The 19120-nt window shown below is 60.8% G+C and carries 17 protein-coding genes and 1 pseudogene; 8 read left to right on the top strand and 10 right to left on the bottom strand.

Annotation, left to right across the window (positions count from 1 at the left end; translation table 11 throughout):
- Positions 1–32: 32 nt before the first annotated feature.
- Together malP and malQ are read left to right on the top strand one after the other, a co-directional pair.
- Complete coding sequence (gene malP, locus GKN89_RS20400; protein ID WP_154747641.1) at positions 33–2438, top strand: maltodextrin phosphorylase; 2406 nt, start codon at positions 33–35, stop codon at positions 2436–2438.
- Positions 2439–2447: 9 nt separating this feature from the next.
- A complete protein-coding gene (gene malQ / locus GKN89_RS20395; protein ID WP_154747640.1) occupies positions 2448–4538 on the top strand; it encodes a 4-alpha-glucanotransferase in 2091 nt (696 codons plus the stop codon).
- A gap of 69 nt (positions 4539–4607) precedes the next feature.
- Here the strand turns inward: malQ and nfuA are convergent, their stop codons facing one another.
- Both nfuA and gntX read right to left on the bottom strand, forming a co-directional pair.
- Positions 4608–5183 carry a Fe-S biogenesis protein NfuA gene (nfuA, locus tag GKN89_RS20390; protein WP_004930777.1) on the bottom strand — a complete coding sequence of 192 codons (576 nt, stop codon included), beginning with the start codon at positions 5181–5183 and terminating at the stop codon, positions 4608–4610.
- 58 nt (positions 5184–5241) lie between these two features.
- Positions 5242–5925: a DNA utilization protein GntX gene (gene gntX / locus GKN89_RS20385; RefSeq protein WP_154747639.1), complete on the bottom strand. Its 684-nt coding sequence runs from the start codon at positions 5923–5925 to the stop codon at positions 5242–5244.
- Between the two features lie 40 nt (positions 5926–5965).
- Here gntX and bioH point away from each other — a divergent pair, with 40 nt between their 5' ends.
- Entirely contained in the window at positions 5966–6736 is a 771-nt protein-coding gene (bioH, locus tag GKN89_RS20380; RefSeq protein ID WP_019455165.1) for a pimeloyl-ACP methyl ester esterase BioH, read from the top strand.
- Between the two features lie 270 nt (positions 6737–7006).
- On the top strand, positions 7007–7291 hold the full coding sequence (locus GKN89_RS20375) for a YdgH/BhsA/McbA-like domain containing protein (RefSeq protein WP_019455164.1): 285 nt from the start codon (positions 7007–7009) through the stop codon (positions 7289–7291).
- 43 nt (positions 7292–7334) lie between these two features.
- On the opposite strand, the gene GKN89_RS20370 is transcribed toward GKN89_RS20375, so the two are convergent.
- From GKN89_RS20370 to greB, 5 genes are all read right to left on the bottom strand, one after another.
- Positions 7335–7574, bottom strand: coding sequence for a FeoC-like transcriptional regulator (locus GKN89_RS20370; protein ID WP_154747638.1), 240 nt, complete (start codon positions 7572–7574; stop codon positions 7335–7337).
- On the bottom strand, positions 7574–9889 hold the full coding sequence (feoB, locus tag GKN89_RS20365; protein WP_019455162.1) for a Fe(2+) transporter permease subunit FeoB: 2316 nt from the start codon (positions 9887–9889) through the stop codon (positions 7574–7576). Before feoB ends, GKN89_RS20370 begins: the two co-directional genes overlap by 1 nt.
- 72 nt (positions 9890–9961) lie before the next feature.
- Positions 9962–10186: a ferrous iron transporter A gene (feoA, locus tag GKN89_RS20360; RefSeq protein ID WP_025159900.1), complete on the bottom strand. Its 225-nt coding sequence runs from the start codon at positions 10184–10186 to the stop codon at positions 9962–9964.
- 606 nt (positions 10187–10792) lie between these two features.
- Positions 10793–13126 (bottom strand): Tex family protein, encoded by a 2334-nt coding sequence (locus tag GKN89_RS20355; protein WP_019455160.1) that lies wholly within the window; start codon positions 13124–13126, stop codon positions 10793–10795.
- 157 nt (positions 13127–13283) lie between these two features.
- Positions 13284–13757 carry a transcription elongation factor GreB gene (greB, locus tag GKN89_RS20350; protein WP_019455159.1) on the bottom strand — a complete coding sequence of 158 codons (474 nt, stop codon included), beginning with the start codon at positions 13755–13757 and terminating at the stop codon, positions 13284–13286.
- A gap of 230 nt (positions 13758–13987) precedes the next feature.
- Here greB and cbpA point away from each other — a divergent pair, with 230 nt between their 5' ends.
- The 4 genes from cbpA to envZ all read left to right on the top strand — a co-directional run bounded on the left by cbpA (position 13988) and on the right by envZ (position 17602).
- A complete protein-coding gene (gene cbpA, locus GKN89_RS20345; RefSeq protein ID WP_019455158.1) occupies positions 13988–14947 on the top strand; it encodes a curved DNA-binding protein in 960 nt (319 codons plus the stop codon).
- A gap of 5 nt (positions 14948–14952) precedes the next feature.
- Entirely contained in the window at positions 14953–15258 is a 306-nt protein-coding gene (locus GKN89_RS20340; protein WP_019455157.1) for a chaperone modulator CbpM, read from the top strand.
- Between the two features lie 257 nt (positions 15259–15515).
- Complete coding sequence (ompR, locus tag GKN89_RS20335; RefSeq protein WP_004709363.1) at positions 15516–16235, top strand: two-component system response regulator OmpR; 720 nt, start codon at positions 15516–15518, stop codon at positions 16233–16235.
- The gene (gene envZ, locus GKN89_RS20330; RefSeq protein WP_025159901.1) at positions 16232–17602 is read left to right on the top strand and encodes a two-component system sensor histidine kinase EnvZ; all 1371 of its coding nucleotides are present in this window, start codon (positions 16232–16234) and stop codon (positions 17600–17602) included. Before ompR ends, envZ begins: the two co-directional genes overlap by 4 nt.
- A 34-nt stretch (positions 17603–17636) precedes the next feature.
- Here the strand turns inward: envZ and GKN89_RS20325 are convergent, their stop codons facing one another.
- The 3 genes and pseudogenes from GKN89_RS20325 to GKN89_RS20315 all read right to left on the bottom strand — a co-directional run.
- Positions 17637–18116 (bottom strand): type II toxin-antitoxin system VapC family toxin, encoded by a 480-nt coding sequence (locus GKN89_RS20325; protein ID WP_154747637.1) that lies wholly within the window; start codon positions 18114–18116, stop codon positions 17637–17639.
- On the bottom strand, positions 18113–18376 hold the full coding sequence (locus tag GKN89_RS20320) for a plasmid stability protein (protein WP_004930730.1): 264 nt from the start codon (positions 18374–18376) through the stop codon (positions 18113–18115). Before GKN89_RS20320 ends, GKN89_RS20325 begins: the two co-directional genes overlap by 4 nt.
- A 126-nt stretch (positions 18377–18502) precedes the next feature.
- Positions 18503–19120: pseudogene (locus GKN89_RS20315) on the bottom strand (phosphoenolpyruvate carboxykinase (ATP)); the annotation flags it as partial.

Genomic DNA, 19120 nt, shown 5'->3' with positions numbered 1-19120 from the left:
TTGACCCACTTACTGGATAGAGAGTTTTCCTTATGTCACAGCCTACGCTCAAGAAGGATGCTTTTCTGGCGGCGCTTGCCCGCCAGTGGCAACGGTTCGGCCTCAGTTCCGCACAGCAGATGACGCAACATCAATGGTGGGAAGCCGTCAGCGCGGCACTGGCCGAGCAGTTGGCCACACAGCCGGCGCCGCGTAAAAGCGCCAAGCCGCTGCGCCACGTGAACTACATCTCGATGGAGTTTCTGATCGGCCGATTGACGGCGAACAACCTGATCAACCTGGGCTGGTACGACACCGTCGAGCAGGCGCTGGCGGAGCAGAACATCAAGCTGGCGGACCTGCTGGAACAGGAAACCGATCCGGCGCTGGGCAACGGCGGGCTGGGGCGCTTGGCGGCCTGTTTCCTCGATTCGATGGCTACGGTGGAACAACCGGCCACCGGCTATGGGCTGAATTATCAGTATGGGCTGTTCCGCCAGTCGTTCCGCGATGGGCAGCAGCAAGAGGCGCCGGATAACTGGCAGCGCGAGAGCTATCCGTGGTTCCGCCACAACGCCGCGCTGGCGGTGGACGTGGGCATCGGTGGCAAGCTGGAAAAGCAGGCCGACGGCCGCGAACTGTGGCGTCCGGCCTTCACCCTGCGCGGCGAAGCCTGGGATCTGCCGGTTCTGGGGTATCGCAACGGCGTGGCGCAGCCGCTGCGCCTGTGGCAGGCGACTCATCAGCATCCGTTCAACCTGAGCGATTTCAACGACGGCAAGTTCCTGCAGGCTGAGAAGCAGGGCGTAGAAGCCGACAAGCTGACCAAGGTGCTCTACCCGAACGACAACCATCAGGCCGGCAAACGCCTGCGCCTGATGCAGCAGTATTTCCAGTGTGCCTGCTCGGTGGCAGATATTTTACGCAAGCACCATCAGGCCGGCCGCAAGATTGAAGAACTGCCGAAGTATGAAGTGATCCAACTGAACGACACCCACCCGACCATCGCCATTCCGGAAATGCTGCGCATTCTGCTGGACGAGCACCAGTTGGAGTGGGAGGCGGCTTGGGCAATCACCAGCAACACCTTCGCCTATACCAACCATACCCTGATGCCGGAAGCGTTGGAGTGCTGGGATGAGAAATTGGTGCGCAGCCTGCTGCCGCGCCATTTCTCTATCATCAAACAGATCAACGTCAGGTTCAAAAAGCGGGTGGATAAGCACTGGCCGGGCGACGAGGCGGTGTGGGCCAAGCTGGCGGTGCACCATAACAAGCAGGTGCGCATGGCCAACCTGTGCGTGGTCAGCGGCTTTGCGGTCAACGGCGTGGCGCAGCTGCATTCGGATCTGGTGGTGAAAGATCTGTTCCCGGAATACCACCAGCTGTGGCCGAATAAATTCCATAACGTCACCAACGGCATCACGCCGCGCCGCTGGCTGAAACAGTGCAACCCGGCGCTGTCGGGCTTGATCGACGAGACGTTGAAGCTGGAGTGGGCGAACGATCTTGACGCGCTGCGCGGGCTGGAGAAATTCGCCGACGACGCGGCGTTCCGCCAGCGTTATCAGCAGATCAAACGCGACAACAAGGTGGCGCTGGCCCATTACGTGCACGACGTGATGGGGCTGACGCTCGACCCGGATGCGATCTTCGATGTGCAGATTAAGCGTTTGCACGAGTACAAACGCCAGCACCTGAACCTGCTGCACATCCTGTCGCTGTATCGCCAGCTGCGCGACAACCCGAATCTGGACATCGTGCCGCGCGTCTTCCTGTTCGGCGCCAAGGCGGCGCCGGGCTACTACCTGGCGAAGAACATTATCTACGCCATTAACCAGGCGGCCGAGAAGATCAATCACGATCCGCTGGTGAAAGATCGCCTGAAAGTGGCGTTTATTCCCGACTACCGCGTGTCGGTAGCCGAACTGATGATCCCGGCGGCGGATATCTCCGAGCAGATCTCCACCGCCGGTAAAGAGGCCTCCGGCACCGGCAACATGAAGCTGGCGCTGAACGGCGCGCTGACGGTGGGGACACTGGACGGCGCCAACGTCGAAATCGCCGAGCAGGTGGGCGAAGACAATATCTTCATCTTCGGCAATACCGTGGAGCAGGTGAAGGCGATATTGGCGAAGGGCTACGATCCGCTCAGCTATCGCAAGAAAGACAAGCACCTGAAGGCGATTCTGGACGAACTGGCGAGCGGCGCGTTCAGCCACGGCGACAAGCACGCGTTCGACATGATGCTGCACAGTCTGCTGGAAGGCGGCGATCCCTATCTGGTGCTGGCGGATTTCGCCTCGTACTGCCAGGCGCAGAGCCGGGTCGATGAACTGTACCGCGATCGGGATGAATGGACGCGGCGGACTATCCTTAACACCGCGCGCGTCGGCATGTTCAGTTCGGATCGCTCGATTCGCGATTACCAGCAGCGCATCTGGCAAGCCAAACGTTAAGGAGAGCGAATGGATCGCAAGCGTATCGATCAGGCGGCAGCGCAGGCGGGGATCGCTGCCGATTTCATCAATGCCCACGGCAAGCGGCAGGCGATTGAACCGGAGACCAAGCGCAAGCTATTGGCGGCCATGAACTGGGGCGCTGCCGAGCGGGAAAGCGCGCCGCCGCCGTTACCGGCGGTCAAGGTGTTCTATCAGGGCGCGCCGTTGGCGCTGACGCCGGCGGGCGAAGGCGAATATCTGTGGGCGCTGCAGCGTGAAGACGGCGAATGCTTGCAGGGCCGCGCCGGCGCGCGCAAGACCCTGACGCTGCCCGGCGATCTGCCGGCGGGTTACCACCAGTTGACGTTGAGCCAGGGCGCCCAGCAGTGGTCATGCCGGGTGATCGTCGCGCCGAGGCGCTGCTTTGAGCCGGACGCCTTGCTGACCGGCAAAAAACTGTGGGGCGCCTGCGTTCAGCTGTATACGCTGCGTTCCGATCGCAACTGGGGCATCGGCGATTTCGGCGATCTGCGCCTGATGGTAGAAGAGGTGGGCGAGCGCGGCGGCGCTTTTGTCGGTCTCAATCCGATCCATGCGCTGTACCCGGCCAACCCGGAGAGCGCCAGCCCCTACAGCCCCTCGTCGCGCCGCTGGCTGAATCTGGCGTACATCGATGTTAATGCCGTGGAGGATTTCCAACGCAGCGAAGCGGCGCAGCGCTGGTGGCAGAAGCCGGCGACGCAGAAGCTGCTGGCCAAGGCGCGCGCCACGGAGTGGGTGGATTATACCGCCGTGATGCAGCTGAAACTGGCGGCGCTGAAGCTGGCGTTCCCGCTGTTTCAGGCGCGCAAGCCGAACGACGCGCAGCGTCAGGCGTTCGAGCTGTTCGTGACGGACGGCAGCGACAGCCTGTATCAGCAGGCGGCGTTCGACGCGCTGCATGCCCATTTGGCGGCGGAGGACGTCAGTCAGTGGGGGTGGCCGGCCTGGCCCGAGCGTTATCGGCAGGGGGATGGCGAAGCGGTGCGGCAGTTCTGCGCCGAACATCAGGAGGCGGTCCGTTTTTACCTGTGGCTGCAATGGGTGGCGGCCACGCAGTTCGCGCAGTGTTTTGAGCAGAGTCAGCAGCAGCAGATGCCGATCGGCCTGTATCGCGATCTGGCGGTCGGCGTGGCGGAAGGCGGAGCGGAAACCTGGTGCGACCGCGAGCTGTACTGCCTGAAAGCGTCGGTCGGTGCGCCGCCGGATATTCTGGGGCCGCTGGGGCAAAACTGGGGCCTGCCGCCGATGGATCCGCACGTGATGGCGGCGCGCGGCTATCAGCCGTTTATCGATCTGCTGCGTGCCAACATGACCAGCTGCGGCGCGCTGCGTATCGATCACGTGATGGCGCTGCTGCGGTTGTGGTGGATCCCTTATGGCGAAACCGCCGATCGCGGCGCCTACGTCAAATACCCGGTGGACGATCTGCTGGCGGTGCTGGCGCTGGAAAGCCAGCGTCATCGCTGCATGGTGATCGGCGAGGATCTTGGCACGGTGCCGGTGGAGATCGTCGGCAAGCTGCGCGACAGCGGCGTCTACTCTTACAAAGTGCTCTATTTCGAAAGCGACGGCGAGCACCATTTCCGCGCACCGCAGGCCTATCCGGTGCAGGCGATGGCGACCATCACCACCCACGATTTGCCGACGCTGCGCGGCTATTGGCAAAGCGACGATCTGACTCTCGGCAACCGGCTGGGGCTTTATCCGGACGCGGCAATACTGCGGGAGCTGTTCGCCGACCGGGAACGCGCCAAGCAGGGGTTGCTGGATGGGTTGCATCACTACGGCTGCGTGCCGCAGAAGGTGGGCAAAAGGGCGGCGCTGCTCGGCATGAGCCCGCTGCTCAATCGCGGCCTGCAACGTTATGTCGCCGACAGCGCCAGCGCCTTGCTCGGCCTGCAGCCGGAAGACTGGCTGGACATGGCCGATCCGGTCAACATTCCCGGCACCAGCGATCAATACCCTAACTGGCGGCGCAAGTTGACCCAGACGCTGGAGGAGATGTTCGCCGATCCGCGGATAAACCGGCTGCTGAAGGATTTGGATAAACGGCGCCGCAAGGTGTCGGTGGGCTGAAAACGACAATGCCGGAACGGGTTCCCCCTTCCGGCATTGTGTTATCTATCGTGGCGCGAGCGCCGGGTATCAGTAGTAAGAGTGCTCACCGCGCTGGTGCTCGGTGAGATCACGCACGCCTTTCAGTTCCGGGAACTTCTGCAGCAGCTCTTTCTCGATGCCTTCTTTCAACGTGACGTCCACCATCGAACAGCCGTTGCAACCGCCGCCGAACTGCAGGATGGCCATGTTGTCGTCGGTGATCTCCATCAGCGTTACGCGGCCGCCGTGGCCCGCCAGCTGCGGGTTGATCTGCGATTGCAGCACGTATTCCACGCGCTCCATCAGCGGTGCGTCGTCATCGACCTTGCGCATCTTGGCATTCGGCGCTTTCAGCGTCAGCTGAGAACCCAGCTGGTCGGTCACGAAGTCGATTTCGGCGTCTTCCAGATACGGCGCGCTCAGCTCATCGACATAGGCGGACAGCTTGTCGAACTTCAGTTCGGTATCCGTCGCTTCTACCGCGTCCGGCGGGCAATAAGAGACACCGCATTCGGCCGTCGGCGTGCCCGGGTTGATCACGAATACGCGGATTTGGGTGCCTTCTTCTTGATTTGCCAGCAGTTTGGCAAAGTGTTCCTGTGCAGCATCTGTTATACGGATCATAGCATTAGCTCAATAGTTGACTTCTATAGTCGGTTATAATACGCCCATTGCCGTGGCACTACAACGTGCGGCAAACGCACCATATCTGCACCGAGGCGGCGCCTTGCCGCCGCAGCAGCGCCGCGATCGCCGAGACGGTGCTGCCGGTGGTCACCACGTCATCCACCAGGGCGATATGCCGGCCGGCGACCGGCACGGTACAGGCGAACGCGCGCTGCAGATTGCACCTGCGGGCCGAGGCGCTCAGCCGCTGTTGCAGGGCGGTTTTGCGTACCCGGCGCAAGGCGGTGGGCCGATAGGCACAACCCAGCCAGCGCGCCAGCCGCCGGGCCAACAGATCGCTCTGGTTATAACCCCGGCGCCAGCAGCGCGTTGCATGCAAAGGTACCGCTAAAATCAGGTCGGGTCTGTTCAGATACTGCTCTGCGCGCGCCTGCCGCCACCGCAGCAGCATCAGGCGCGCCAACGCCGGCGCCAATTCGGGCGCACGGTGAAATTTGAACCTTTTTACCAGCAGGCTGAGCGGCGTCACGTAGTCGCCGACGAACACCAGCCGCTGCCAGGGCGGCGGCCGTTGCAGGCAGCGGCCGCAGGGCGTTTGCGTATCACCGGCGGGCAGCCCGCAGCACGGGCAACACGGCGGCCTGGCCGGCAGATGGCGCAAACAGCAGCTGCAGATGCCATGACGCATCAGGCTTAATGGCTGCCGGCATAGCCAACAGCGGCCGCGGGTTGATAGCATAGCGTCTCCGAGACGAATAGGCATGAAAGGACAATAACCAATGACAGCGCTGTACTGGCAAACGATAGGTGAAGGCGAACGCGATCTTGTGCTGCTGCACGGTTGGGGATTGAACGCTGAAGTGTGGAGTTGCATTCAGGCGCGACTGACGCCGCATTTTCGCCTGCATCTGGTCGACCTGCCGGGATACGGCCGCAGCCAGGGATTCGGCGCTCTGTCGCTGGAGCAGATGACGGAGATTGTGCTGGCGGCCGCCCCGCCGCAGGCCTGGTGGCTCGGCTGGTCGCTCGGTGGGCTGGTGGCCAGCCAGGCGGCGTTGATGCAGCCGCAGCGGGTCAATGGGCTTATCACCGTGGCTTCCTCGCCATGCTTTGCCGCTCGCGATGAGTGGCCGGGGATCCGTCCGGACGTGCTGAGCGGTTTCCAGCACCAGCTGAGCCTGGATTTCCAACGCACCGTCGAGCGTTTTCTGGCGCTGCAGACGCTGGGCACCGAAAGCGCGCGTCAGGATGCGCGCCAGCTGAAAGCGGTGGTGCTCAACCAGCCGACGCCGAGCGTCGAGGTGCTGAACGGCGGGCTGGAGATCCTGCGCACCGCCGATCTGCGTGCGCCTCTGGCGGCGCTGGATCTGCCGCTGCTGCGGATCTATGGCTATCTGGACGGGCTGGTGCCACGCAAGGTCGCCGAGCTGCTCGATACCGCCTGGCCGAACTCCACGTCGCAGATGGTGGCTAAGGCCGCTCATGCGCCGTTTATCTCTCATCCCGACGAATTTGTGACGACGATCGAAGCGTTTATTGCAGCACATTGAATGCGGCGGCAAAACGCACAATAAGGTGCGAAAAAAAACACCGCCGGGTGGATAAAAGACAAAGCTGTTCGATACTTAGTGAGTCAATGCGTTGGCTGCAAAATGAAAAGACCGTACGCGGCGCTTTTCATTTTGGCGTTTCGTCTCTGGGAAACAGGCACCGTCAGGGAAAGCAACGGAGCCTGAGGATGTCGCGGCAGCCTGATGTACTACGCATGGATTCTTGACGGCTTTCATAACAGATAAATTATCCATTGAGAGGTTAGTGTCATGAAATCATTGAAGATGATTATTGCAGCGGCAGTGCTGGGTTCGGTGTCTTTCGGCTCCATGGCGGCAACCCTGCTGACCAAGGAGGATCTGGATAAAAACCCGGGTAAATACGAGAAGATCGGCACCGTGACCACCACGGCGCAGACCACGTCGCCGATGGATGCCAAGGAAGAGCTGTCCAAACTGGCGGACGAAAAGGGCGGGCAATATTACGTGGTTCTGGCGGGTCGCGAACACGGTAAATTCAGCGCTATCGCCGAAGTTTACAAAGACAAGAAATAAGCCTTCAACGGCAAAGGGGCGCCCGCCGTGGCGCCCCCGATCTTCAGGCCTTCAACCGGTAGGTAACCGTGCCGCACCCCTGGCCCTGCGGGCAGCTTTTGCAGCTGCCGCTCAGACAGGCGCCCTCATCCTGTTCGATACGCTCCACTTTCCCCATCGCCGCCAAACGGTCCAGCATCGCCTGCACCAGCGGCAGCGGCGTCGCCAGCGATTGGCTGAGCTGCTGCGCCTGGGCGCTGCCGAGCAGCGCCAGCGCATCGCGCACCTGCAGCAGCCCGGCCATCAGTGGCAATTCCCTTTGGCGCCCTGGCAGCAGGCCGCCGGCGTGGCGTTGCCCAGGCGTACCGTGACGCGACTGCGCGCCCGGCGCAGGCCGAACAGTACCAGCAGATTCACCGCCACCACGGCCAGGATCGCCGTCAGGCTGTACTGCGGGTGTTGGTTGAAGGTCGCCGCCTGATAGAACAGCGTTGCCAGCGAATAGGCGACGTTCAGCCCCCACAGGATGGAGAATGTCATCCAACCGCGGCTCGATTCACGGGCGATGGCGCCCATCACCGAGACGCAAGGCACATATAGCAGCACGAAGATCAGGTAGCTGTAGGCGGAGATGCCCGAGCCGAATTTGCTGCTCATCACCCCCATCGAGCCGACGCCCATCTCGCCGTCGCCCTTGCTGGCTTCGATCGGGTTGGAGAGCACGCTCAGGCTGAAGGTGTTTTTCAGGCCGTCCCAGGTTTCCTGCAGCGCGCCGCCCAGCTCATCGAGCAGATTGAAGTTGGCGGCGTCGAACGCTTCTTTGTTGATATGCTCGGCGGTATACAGCGTATTCAGCGTGCCGACCACCACTTCTTTTGCCATCGCGCCGGTCACCAGCCCGACGGTGGCCTGCCAGTTGTCGCTGTGGACGCCCATCGGTTGCAGCAGCGGCGTCAGCACCTTGGAGACCGAGGCCAGCGCGGAGTCGTTGATGTTATCGACCGTCTTGCCGCTGAACGAGAAGCTGTTCAGGCCGCCGATAAATATGCTGGCCACCACGATCACCTTACCGGCGCGCAGCACGAAACCTTTCAACCGCTGCCAGGTTTGCAGCAGCAGGCTTTTCAGGTGCGGCACGTGATAGACCGGCAGCTCCATCACGAACGGCGAGGCTTCGCCGCGCATGATGGTGTATTTCAGCACCAGGCCGGTGAGAATCGCCACCGCGATGCCGAGCAGGTACAGCGAGAACACTACCCCGGCGCCGTCCTGGCCGAAGAAGGCGGCGGCGAAGACCGCGAAGATAGCCAGACGCGCGCCACAGGACATGAACGGCGCCATCATGATGGTGATCAGCCGCTCTCGCTGGGCGTCCAGCGTGCGGGCGCCCATGATGGACGGCACGTTGCAGCCGAAGCCGACGATCAGCGGCACGAAGGATTTGCCCGGCAGCCCGAGCGCCTGCATCAGGCGGTCCATCACGAACGCCGCGCGTGCCATATAGCCGGAATCCTCCAGGAACGACAGGAACAGGTACATCATGCCGATCTGCGGCACCAGCGGCAGCACGGTGTTGATGCCGCCGCCGACGCCCTGCGCCAGGAAGACGGTCAGCCAGTCGGGGAAGTGCAGGGTATAACCCAGCCACTGAATGCCCTGGATGAAGATCGCCGCCGAGCCGATATCGAAGATCGGCTGCAGCGCGCCGCCGATGTTGATCGCCAGCAGGAACATCAGGTACATCACCAGCAGGAAGATCGGCACGCCCAGCCAGCGGTTGAGGATCACTTTATCCAGCAGCTCGGTCAGGCGGTTGGGCATCGCCTGCTGCGAGTTGCTGACCGCGTCGCACAGGGTGGCGATAGACTGGTAGCGCGCGTCGGCGATCACCAGTGCCGGGTCTTCTTGCTGCTGCTGTTGCAATGCCTGGGTAGCCGCAGGCAGCAACGCGACGGCGGGGCCGGCCAGCCGGTGGCTGTAAATGTCGCCTTCCAGCATCTGCAGCGCCAGCCAGCGGCGCTGCGCCGCCGGCAGCGTTTGCGGCATGGCGTCGCTCAGCGTGGCGACCTCTTTCAGCAACAGCGGCGGGTAGTTCACCAGCGCCTGCTGCTCGTTGATGTGATGATTGTCGATCATCTGCTTCAGCACGCCGATGCCGTCGGCGCGGGTGGAGACCATCGGCACCACCGGGCAGCCGAGGCGTGCCGACAGCGCGGCGACGTCGATATCGATATGCTGGCTTTTGGCGATGTCGAGCATGTTCAGCGCCACGATGCAGGGAATGCCCAGCTCCAGCAGCTGCAGCGTCAGATAGAGATTGCGCTCCAGGTTGGAGGCGTCGACCACGTTGATCAGCAGATCGGCGTCGCCGCTCAAAATGTAGTGGCAGGCGATCTGCTCATCGAGCGAGGTCTGTTCCGAGATGGTGGTGAGGGAGTAGGTGCCGGGCAGATCGACCAGCCGCACGTCGGACTGCGGGGTAGTGAAATGGCCTTCTTTGCGTTCGACCGTCACGCCCGCCCAGTTGCCGACCCGTTGGCGCGCGCCGGTCAGCTGGTTGAACAGCGTGGTTTTGCCGGAGTTCGGGTTACCGATTAAACCGATGGTGAGTTTTTTCATAGTTCAGCGTGTCGTCTTCAAGGAGAACAGCGCCGGCGCAAAGGCGCGTCGGCAAACGGAGGGCGCGCCGGCTCAGGACTGACCGTCGAGTTGCAGCAGCGCCAGATCCTTCCTGCGCAGCACCAGGCTGACGCGGCGAGTTTTAATTTCTATCGGATCGCCCAGCGGTGCGACGCGCACCACTTCGAATGAAGAGCCGGGCAGCATGCCGAGCGATAACAGTTTCTGGCGATAGGCCGGCGCAATTTCACTGGAAAAGCCGGCGATTTTATACGTGTGTTTAGGTTGAAGCTGCATGTGATTAACCTTCCGGGTGCCGATGAACATCGGGCTGATAATAATTGGACGTTGCCGGCGAAAATGCCACGCCGTCGGCGCTATTCATCCATAAGGTCATGCAATAAATTGAGCGCAAATAATAGTAATTATCATTATCGCGTTCAATACAAAAAGTAAGGGTATTGTAACCAATTATTATGGCGGCGGCAGTTTTTGGTTGTGTCGCTTTGATAAGCCCCGTTTTACCACTGCTTTTACTCGGCGACAAATGAGAATGGTGAGTTAAATCAGTTGCGTATTTGTAGCCGAATTTTCTCGTTTGCAAATATTGATGGCGTTTTTCCCTTATTTATTTCTGATGAAAGGCAATTCAATAACATTATTCCGCCGTAATACGAGCGGTAACCATTTGTGTTTCGCTCACAATTCGCAAAATGAAAAATGCGTGTTAACGACGTTGTTAATAAACGGCTACAGAAGGGATTTTTGCCGCTTTAACAATGGGAGGGCGGTCACGCAGCAACGGGAAATAAAAAGATGAAGGTTTATTGAGTCGGGTCAAAAAATGCCGCAAGTTTTCTTTCTCGGCAAGGGCGGAGCAGGCTCCGCCCTGACGGTTCTGGCTTAGCGTTTCTTACCGAACGCCGCGGCCAGCGCGTCGCCCATGGCGCTGTTGCCGGCCGGCGCCGCGTTGCGCGGTTTGGCCTTGTTGCCGCCCGCCGAACGATTGGCGTTGTCGCGCGTTTGCGCCGGCGCATTGCCGCCGCGGCGCGGCGAACCTTCGCCCGGTTGCTCATCCAGCCGCATGCTCAGCGCGATGCGTTTGCGTTGCAGATCGACTTCCATCACCTTCACTTTGACGATGTCGCCGGCCTTCACCACGGTATGCGGATCTTCAACGAACTTGTCCGCCAGCGAGGAGATGTGCACCAGGCCGTCCTGATGCACGCCGATATCCACGAAGGCGCCGAAGTTGGTGACGTTGGTGACCGATCCTTCGAGGATCATGCCCACCTGCAGATCGTTGAGGGTTTCCACGCCTTCGGCAAAGGTCGCGGTTTTGAACTCCGGACGCGGATCGCGGCCCGGTTTCTCCAGCTCTTTCAGGATGTCGGTAACCGTCGGCACGCCGAACTTGTCGTCGGTGAAATCGACCGCTTTGAGACTGCGCACCGCCGAAGCGTTGCCCATCAGGTCCTGCAGCGCCTGCTCGGTAGCGGCCAGAATGCGTTGCACCACCGGGTAGGCTTCCGGGTGAACGGTCGAAGCGTCCAGCGGATTGTCGCCGTGGTTGATGCGCAGGAAGCCGGCGCACTGTTCGAAGGCCTTCGGCCCCAGACGGCTGACCTTCAGCAGCTGTTCACGGTTGCTGAAGCGGCCGTTCTCGTCGCGCCAGTTGACGATGTTCTGGGCCATCATGCGCGTCAGGCCGGCCACGCGGGTCAGCAACGGCACCGACGCAGTGTTCAGGTCGACGCCGACGGCGTTCACGCAGTCTTCCACCACCGAGTCCAGCTTCTTCGCCAGCTGGCTCTGGCTGACGTCATGCTGATACTGGCCGACGCCGATGGATTTCGGGTCGATCTTCACCAGCTCCGCCAGCGGATCCTGCAGGCGACGGGCAATGGATACCGCGCCACGCAGCGACACGTCGAGATCCGGGAATTCCTGCGCCGCCAGTTCGGACGCGGAATACACCGACGCACCCGCTTCGCTGACGATCACTTTCTGCGCCCGGACGTCGCTGAACTGCTTTTGCAGGTCGAGATAGAAACGCTCGGTTTCACGCGAAGCGGTGCCGTTGCCGATCGCCACCAGTTCCACGTGGTGTTTGATGCACAGCGCCGCGACGATGGTGGCGGCTTTGGCCGCTTGCCCGGTGTGCGGGTAGACGGTGTCGGTGGCCACCAGCTTGCCGGTCGCGTCGACCACGGCGACTTTCACCCCGGTGCGCAGGCCAGGATCGAGGCCCATGGTGGCGCGCATGCCGGCCGGTGCGGCCATCAACAGATCATGCATGTTGCGGGCGAAAACGTTGATCGCTTCGTCTTCCGCGCGTTCGCGCACCGTGCCCATCAGCTCGGTTTCCAGGTGCAGCAGCACCTTGATGCGCCAGGTCCAGTTGACCACCGCCTTGCGCCAGGCGTCGGCCGGGGCGTTGTTCAGACGCAGGTTGAGGTGGTTGATGATGATCAGCTCCGCCTGGCTTTCGCGCGGCGCTTCCTCAAACTGCGGATCGGCGTTCAGCGCCAGCTGCAGCACGCCTTCGTTGCGGCCGCGGAACATCGCCAGCGCTCGGTGCGAAGGCACCTGAGAAATCGGTTCGTGGTGATCGAAGTAGTCGCGGAACTTGGCGCCTTCTTCTTCCTTGCCTTCGACCACTTTGGACACCAGATGGGCGTTTTTCCACAGGTAGTCGCGCACCTTGGCCAGCAGCGCGGCGTCTTCGGCGAAGCGCTCCATCAGGATATAGCGCGCGCCGTCGAGGGCGGCTTTGACGTCCGCCACGCCCTTGTCGGCGTCGACGTAGCGTTCGGCCAACTGCTCCGGCTGCTGCTGGGGATCTTGCCACAGCGTGTCCGCCAGCGGTTCCAGACCGGCTTCGATGGCGATCTGGCCGCGGGTGCGGCGCTTCGGTTTGTACGGCAGGTAGAGGTCTTCGAGTTCGGTCTTGCTCAGCGTGGCGTTGATCGCCCCCGCCAGTTGTTCGGTCAGTTTGCCCTGTTCATCGATCGACTTCAGGATAGTCTGGCGACGATCTTCCAGTTCACGCAGATAACCCAGGCGGGTCTCCAGCTGGCGCAGTTGGGTGTCGTCCAGGCCCCCGGTGACTTCCTTACGATAGCGTGCAATAAAGGGCACGGTATTACCTTCATCCAGCAGACGGATGGCGGAGTCGACTTGCTCCGGCCGGGCCTGCAGTTCTGTTGCAATAATGCGGCTCAGTGGGTCATTCATAGGTCTGGTATCTGTATTGAGAACGGTGAATAAACAGGGGACAGTTATACGGATTGATCGGGGAAAATGCCAGCGGAGCGGGCCGCCGCCGCGCGGCCGCGGCGTAGAGAACTGCGCAGGCGGCGGCGTTGGCGGCGGTTCGGAAAAAGCTGAAAGCTTACTTCGGGTAGTCTATCTCGTTAACGTACCACTGCGCTTCGCCCAGCGGGGTATTGACGGTGGCGATGTCCCCGACCTCTTTTTTCAGCAGGGCGCGCGCCATCGGCGCGTCGATGGAGATGTAATCCTTGCGGCCGAAAATCTCGTCGTAACCGACGATGCGAAAGCGTTTGATCTCGCCGTCGTCGTTCTCCACTTCTACCCAGGCGCCGAAGAACACCTTGCCTTCCTGCTGCGGGGAGTAATCGACGATCTTCAACTGCTCCAGGCATTTGGTCAGATAGCGGACGCGGCGGTCTATTTCGCGCAGCCGCTTCTTGTTGTATTGGTAGTCGGCGTTTTCGCTTCTGTCGCCCAGGCTGGCGGCCCAGGTCACTTTCTTGGTCACCTCGGGGCGTTCTTCGCGCCAGAGGTAATCCAGCTCTTGTTTGAGCTTGTCATACCCTTCACGGGTTATCAGTTGAGTTCTCATCGTGATTTATCTTTATGGGGCCACCGCCACAGTGTACGTGAATGCGGAAGGCTTTAAAAATGGCGCGCGGGCCTGCGCCTTGTCGCACGGTTTTTATTCAGTTTGCGCAGCTTTTAACAATCGGGAGTATGCTTAGCGATAGCGGAAAAGGAATGTGACGAAAGGAGGATATCTGGCGAGAGAGACAAGGAATTTTGGCGCACAACCCAACACATTGAAGGTATTACCGCATGGAATTTAAAGATTACTACGCAACGATGGGCGTCGAGCCCAACGCCGATCTGAAAACCATCAAAACGGCCTACCGCCGGCTGGCGCGTAAATATCACCCTGACGTGAGCACCGAAGAAGACGCCGAGAGCAAGTTCAAGGAGCTGGCCGAAGCCTATGAGGTACTGAAGGACGAAGAGCGCCGCGCCGAGTACGATCAGATCCGGCTGCACCGCAACGATCCGAACTTTGGCCGCCAGGCGCGCGGCGACCACGGTGGCTATCAGCAGAGCGCTTCATGGCACGGTGGCGGCGACGCACAAGACTTCTCCGATTTCTTCGAGAGCATGTTCGGCGGCCGGACGGCGGGCAGCCACCGTTCCTCTGCGCATTCGCACGGCGGGCACGGCTTCCGCGGCCAGGATCTGGAGATGGAAGTGCCGCTGTTTCTCGAGGAAACGCTGCATGGCCAAAGCCGCGAGATTTCCTACAAGCTGCCGGTGTACGACGAGCTGGGGCGGCAGGTGAGCGAAGCCAGCAAAACGCTGAACGTGAAAATCCCGGCGGGCGTCGGCGACGGCGAACGCATTCGCCTCAAGGGGCAGGGTGTCGCCGGTGTGGGCGGCGGCCAGAACGGCGATCTGTATCTGGTCATCCGCCTCGCGCCGCATCCGCTGTTTGAGATCGACGGCCACAACCTGAGCATCGTGGCGCCGCTCGCACCGTGGGAAGCGGCGCTCGGCGCCAGCATCGAGGTGCCGACGCTGACCGGCAAGATCGCGCTGACCGTGCCGGCCGGCAGCCAGAGCGGCAAACGGCTGCGGGTCAAAGGCAAAGGGCTGGCGGGCAAGAAAGAGCCCGGCGATCTGTACGTCATTCTCAAGGTGGTGATGCCGCCGAAACCCAACGAGAAAGCCAGCGCCCTGTGGCGAGAACTGGCCGAGCAGGCGCCGTTCAACCCACGCGCGGAATGGGAGTAAAGCACATGATGAAGAAAGAGATCACCTTCACCGTGGTGGAATTGTGCCAACGGGTGGAAATTTCAGAGGATGAGCTGGTCGAGATCGTCGGCCTGGGCGTGATCGTGCCGCTGGAGCCGGCGCAGCCGAGTTGGGTGTTCGATTATCCGGCGCTGAGCCATCTGCAGCGTGCGCGCAGGCTGCGGGCCGAACTGGATCTGGACTGGCCGGGGATCGCCATGGCGCTGACGCTGCTCGACCGGGTGGATGCGTTGCAGCAAGAAAACCGTCAGCTGCGTAGGCAGCTGGCGCGTTTCCTGCAGACTTCCTGACCCGATATCAAAACGCCACCGTGCGGTTCGCCGGTGGCGAAATTGCGTAAAATTGGGCCGCTGCCCCACATTGCGCCGATAAAGGGCGAAATTTTGACGAACCCCCGTCGACATTCGATGAAAATTGTTGATAAATGGGGAAAAGAATAAGCTTTGTAACAATTTCGTCTAGAATACATACCATTAAACGCTGTCTCAAATGGCAAGGTTTTCTAACAATATTCGAGTCAGGCAATAAAGCCTTTGGGAGTAATACCATGCAAGAGAATCATAAGATCCTGGTTGTCGATGATGACATGCGCCTGCGCGCGCTTTTAGAACGTTATTTAACCGAGCAGGGCTTCCAGGTTCGCAGCGTTGCCAACGCTGAGCAAATGGATCGCTTGCTGACCCGTGAATCCTTCCATCTGATGGTGCTCGATCTGATGTTGCCGGGCGAAGACGGTCTGTCCATTTGCCGCCGCCTGCGCAGCCAGAGCAACCCGATGCCGATCATTATGGTCACCGCCAAAGGCGAAGAGGTCGATCGCATCGTGGGGCTGGAAATCGGCGCCGACGACTACATTCCTAAACCGTTCAACCCGCGTGAGCTGTTGGCTCGCATCCGCGCGGTGCTGCGCCGTCAGGCTAACGAACTGCCGGGCGCGCCTTCGCAGGAAGAGGCGGTGATCGCGTTCGGCAAATTCAAACTGAACCTCGGCACCCGCGAGATGTTCCGCGAAGACGAGCCGATGCCGTTGACCAGCGGCGAGTTCGCGGTCCTGAAGGCACTGGTCAGCCACCCGCGTGAACCGCTGTCGCGCGATAAGCTGATGAACCTGGCGCGTGGCCGTGAATACAGCGCCATGGAACGTTCCATCGACGTGCAGATCTCTCGTCTGCGCCGCATGGTTGAAGAAGATCCGGCGCATCCGCGTTATATCCAGACCGTTTGGGGTCTCGGCTACGTGTTCGTTCCGGACGGCAGCAAGGCATGAGGCGATTGCGCTTTTCACCGCGTAGCTCGTTTGCCCGAACCCTGTTGTTGATCGTCACCTTGCTGTTCGTCAGCCTGGTGACGACCTATCTGGTGGTGCTGAACTTCGCCATCCTGCCCAGCCTGCAGCAGTTCAACAAGGTGTTGGCTTACGAAGTGCGTATGCTGATGACCGATCGGCTGCAGCTGGAGGATGGCACGTTGCTGGAAGTGCCGCCGGCGTTCCGTCGTGAGATCTACCGCGAGCTGGGCATCTCTCTCTACACCAATTCGGCGGCGGAAGAGAGCGGCCTGCGCTGGGCGCAGCACTACCAGTTCCTCAGCCAGCAGATGGCGCAGCAGCTTGGCGGGCCGACCGATGTGCGGGTGGAGGTGAACAAGAACTCCCCGGTGGTGTGGCTGAAAACCTGGTTGCAGCCCGATATCTGGGTACGCGTGCCGCTGACGGAAATCCATCAGGGCGACTTCTCTCCGCTGTTCCGCTATACGCTGGCGATCATGCTGCTGGCGATCGGCGGCGCCTGGCTGTTTATCCGTATTCAAAACCGCCCGCTGGTGGAGCTGGAACATGCGGCGCTGCAGGTGGGCAAGGGCATTATTCCACCGCCGCTGCGCGAATATGGCGCTTCCGAAGTGCGCTCGGTGACTCGTGCGTTCAATCAGATGGCGTCGGGCGTCAAGCAGCTGGCGGACGATCGCACCTTGCTGATGGCCGGGGTCAGCCACGACCTGCGCACGCCGTTGACGCGCATCCGGCTGGCGACGGAGATGATGAGCGCCGAAGACGGCTATCTGGCCGAGTCGATCAATAAAGACATCGAAGAGTGCAACGCCATCATCGAACAGTTCATCGATTATCTGCGCACCGGGCAGGAAATGCCGACCGAAAGCAGCGATCTGAACGCCATTTTGGGCGAGGTGGTCGCGGCGGAGAGCGGTTATGAGCGGGTGATTGAAACCGCGCTGTCGCCGGGCGAGCTGATGATGAACGTACACCCGCTGTCGATTAAGCGGGCGGCGGTGAATATGGTGGTGAATGCGGCGCGTTACGGCAACGGCTGGATCAAAGTCAGCAGCGGCCGCGAGCTGCAGCGCGGCTGGTTCCAGGTCGAGGATGACGGCCCGGGCATCAAGCCGGAAGAGTTGAAGCACCTGCTGCAGCCGTTCGTACGCGGCGACAGCGCGCGCAGTACCAGCGGCACCGGTCTGGGGCTGGCGATCGTGCAGCGTATTATCGATGCGCACGACGGGGCGCTGGATATCGGCACCAGCGAACGCGGCGGGTTGTTGATCCGCGCGTATATCCCGCTGCCGATGGAGAAAAAAGAGTCGGCCAACGGCCATCAAACGGCCAGGGAAAACGCCTGACCCTCCTGGCGCGGGCTGCCTCGCTGCGGCCCCGTCAGGACTTCCTGCTCATCACGTAATATTCCGCCGCATCCTCATGCAACCGACGGCCGGTCGGCGCCTGCCACGGATCGATGAGCTCGATGCCGCAGTGGAGGAAGGCTTTGGTATTGCGGGTGGCCAGGACGGCACCGTAATGCAGGCAGGTGGCGGCGATTTGGGTATCCGGCATGCTCATCGCTTTACCCAGAAGCCGATTCTTTGCCGTCAATTCCGCGTATTGCATCGCGCACAACCCATCAAACGGCAATATCTGCCCCTCGAACTTCAATTCAATCGCGTCCGCCAATTTGAGCTTGAGATCCCGCTGGCGCTTGCCGTCAGGCATGCAGGCGACGCCGCTGAACAGTTCGGCCAGGACAATGGCGCTCAGATAGAGCTCGTCATTGTCCTTTTCATTTAACCAGTTAATGACGTTGTAGTACGGACTGGGGCGCAGTGTTTCTGAAATGACGTTGGTGTCGAGAATAATCATGCGTTGTCATCTTCATCGTCAAAGGTGACGATGCGCGGTGGCACGGCGTCACGCGGTGGGATCTCCAGCTCGACGCCACCGAACTCGGCGAAGTGCTGATGCATCCAGGTACCCAATCCATAGCGTGGCGGCTTTTTCACCAGCGCCTGCTTCAGGATCATGCGCGCTTCCTCTTCCATGGAATGGCCGTTTTTCGCCGCTGAAATACGCAGCAGTTCTTTGATTTCGTCGTCCAGATTTCTGACGGTGATAGTAGCCATTGAAACCTCCTTTGCTATCAATGATTGCATTGACTTATTTTCTCGTCTCGCTGGTTAAAAAGCAATCACGGAAAATGAAAAAAGGCGCGGGATCCGCGCCTTAGCTGAAGAGGTAATGCTACCGAATTACAGCTTCGGGCCGGCGCTGACCAGCGCGGCGCCTGCAGGCGTATCGGTGTATTTGTCGAAGTTGGTGATGAAACGCTCGGCCAGATCCTGCGCTTTTTCCTGCCACTGCTCGAGGCTGGCGTAGGTATTGCGCGGATCGAGGATCTCCGGATTCACGCCAGGCAGCGCGGTCGGCATCGCCAGATCGAAGATCGGCAGGGTTACGGTTTCCGCCTTGTCGATCTCACCGCTCAGGATGGCGTCGATGATGCCACGCGTGTCTTTGATTGAGATGCGCTTGCCGGTGCCGTTCCAGCCGGTGTTGNCAGGAACGCGGCGCCGAAGCAGGCGGAGAAGGTTGGCGTCGGCTCGGTCACGCCGCGCTCGGTGCCGGCCAGCTTGGCGGTGAAGCCGGACAGGAAGTGGTACTGCGTCTGGTTGGCGGTCAGGCGCGATACCGGCGGCAGCACGCCGAAGGCGTCGGCGGTCAGGAAGATCACCTTGGTGGCGTGACCTGCCTTGGACACCGGTTTGACGATGTTCTGGATATGGTAGATCGGATAAGAAACGCGGGTGTTCTCGGTTTTAGAACCGTCGTTGAAGTCGATGGTGCCATCGGCCAGCACGGTGACGTTT

It is taken from the genome of Serratia sp. YC16 (genome assembly GCF_009707615.1).
GTDB lineage: Bacteria > Pseudomonadota > Gammaproteobacteria > Enterobacterales > Enterobacteriaceae > Serratia > Serratia surfactantfaciens.
Note: the sequence above shows the minus strand (reverse complement) of the source record. Positions and strands in the feature narration are given on the sequence as shown.

Coding starts and splice junctions, on each gene's coding strand:
- gntX (WP_154747639.1), bottom strand. CDS start 5,925: ATGCTATCAACCCGCGGCCGCTGTTGGCTATGCCGGCAGCCATTAAGC.
- feoA (WP_025159900.1), bottom strand. CDS start 10,186: ATGCAGCTTCAACCTAAACACACGTATAAAATCGCCGGCTTTTCCAGT.
- feoB (WP_019455162.1), bottom strand. CDS start 9,889: ATGAAAAAACTCACCATCGGTTTAATCGGTAACCCGAACTCCGGCAAA.
- envZ (WP_025159901.1), top strand. CDS start 16,232: ATGAGGCGATTGCGCTTTTCACCGCGTAGCTCGTTTGCCCGAACCCTG.
- bioH (WP_019455165.1), top strand. CDS start 5,966: ATGACAGCGCTGTACTGGCAAACGATAGGTGAAGGCGAACGCGATCTT.
- GKN89_RS20320 (WP_004930730.1), bottom strand. CDS start 18,376: ATGGCTACTATCACCGTCAGAAATCTGGACGACGAAATCAAAGAACTG.
- ompR (WP_004709363.1), top strand. CDS start 15,516: ATGCAAGAGAATCATAAGATCCTGGTTGTCGATGATGACATGCGCCTG.
- nfuA (WP_004930777.1), bottom strand. CDS start 5,183: ATGATCCGTATAACAGATGCTGCACAGGAACACTTTGCCAAACTGCTG.
- malQ (WP_154747640.1), top strand. CDS start 2,448: ATGGATCGCAAGCGTATCGATCAGGCGGCAGCGCAGGCGGGGATCGCT.
- cbpA (WP_019455158.1), top strand. CDS start 13,988: ATGGAATTTAAAGATTACTACGCAACGATGGGCGTCGAGCCCAACGCC.
- GKN89_RS20355 (WP_019455160.1), bottom strand. CDS start 13,126: ATGAATGACCCACTGAGCCGCATTATTGCAACAGAACTGCAGGCCCGG.
- GKN89_RS20340 (WP_019455157.1), top strand. CDS start 14,953: ATGATGAAGAAAGAGATCACCTTCACCGTGGTGGAATTGTGCCAACGG.
- greB (WP_019455159.1), bottom strand. CDS start 13,757: ATGAGAACTCAACTGATAACCCGTGAAGGGTATGACAAGCTCAAACAA.
- GKN89_RS20375 (WP_019455164.1), top strand. CDS start 7,007: ATGAAATCATTGAAGATGATTATTGCAGCGGCAGTGCTGGGTTCGGTG.
- GKN89_RS20370 (WP_154747638.1), bottom strand. CDS start 7,574: ATGGCCGGGCTGCTGCAGGTGCGCGATGCGCTGGCGCTGCTCGGCAGC.
- malP (WP_154747641.1), top strand. CDS start 33: ATGTCACAGCCTACGCTCAAGAAGGATGCTTTTCTGGCGGCGCTTGCC.
- GKN89_RS20325 (WP_154747637.1), bottom strand. CDS start 18,116: ATGATTATTCTCGACACCAACGTCATTTCAGAAACACTGCGCCCCAGT.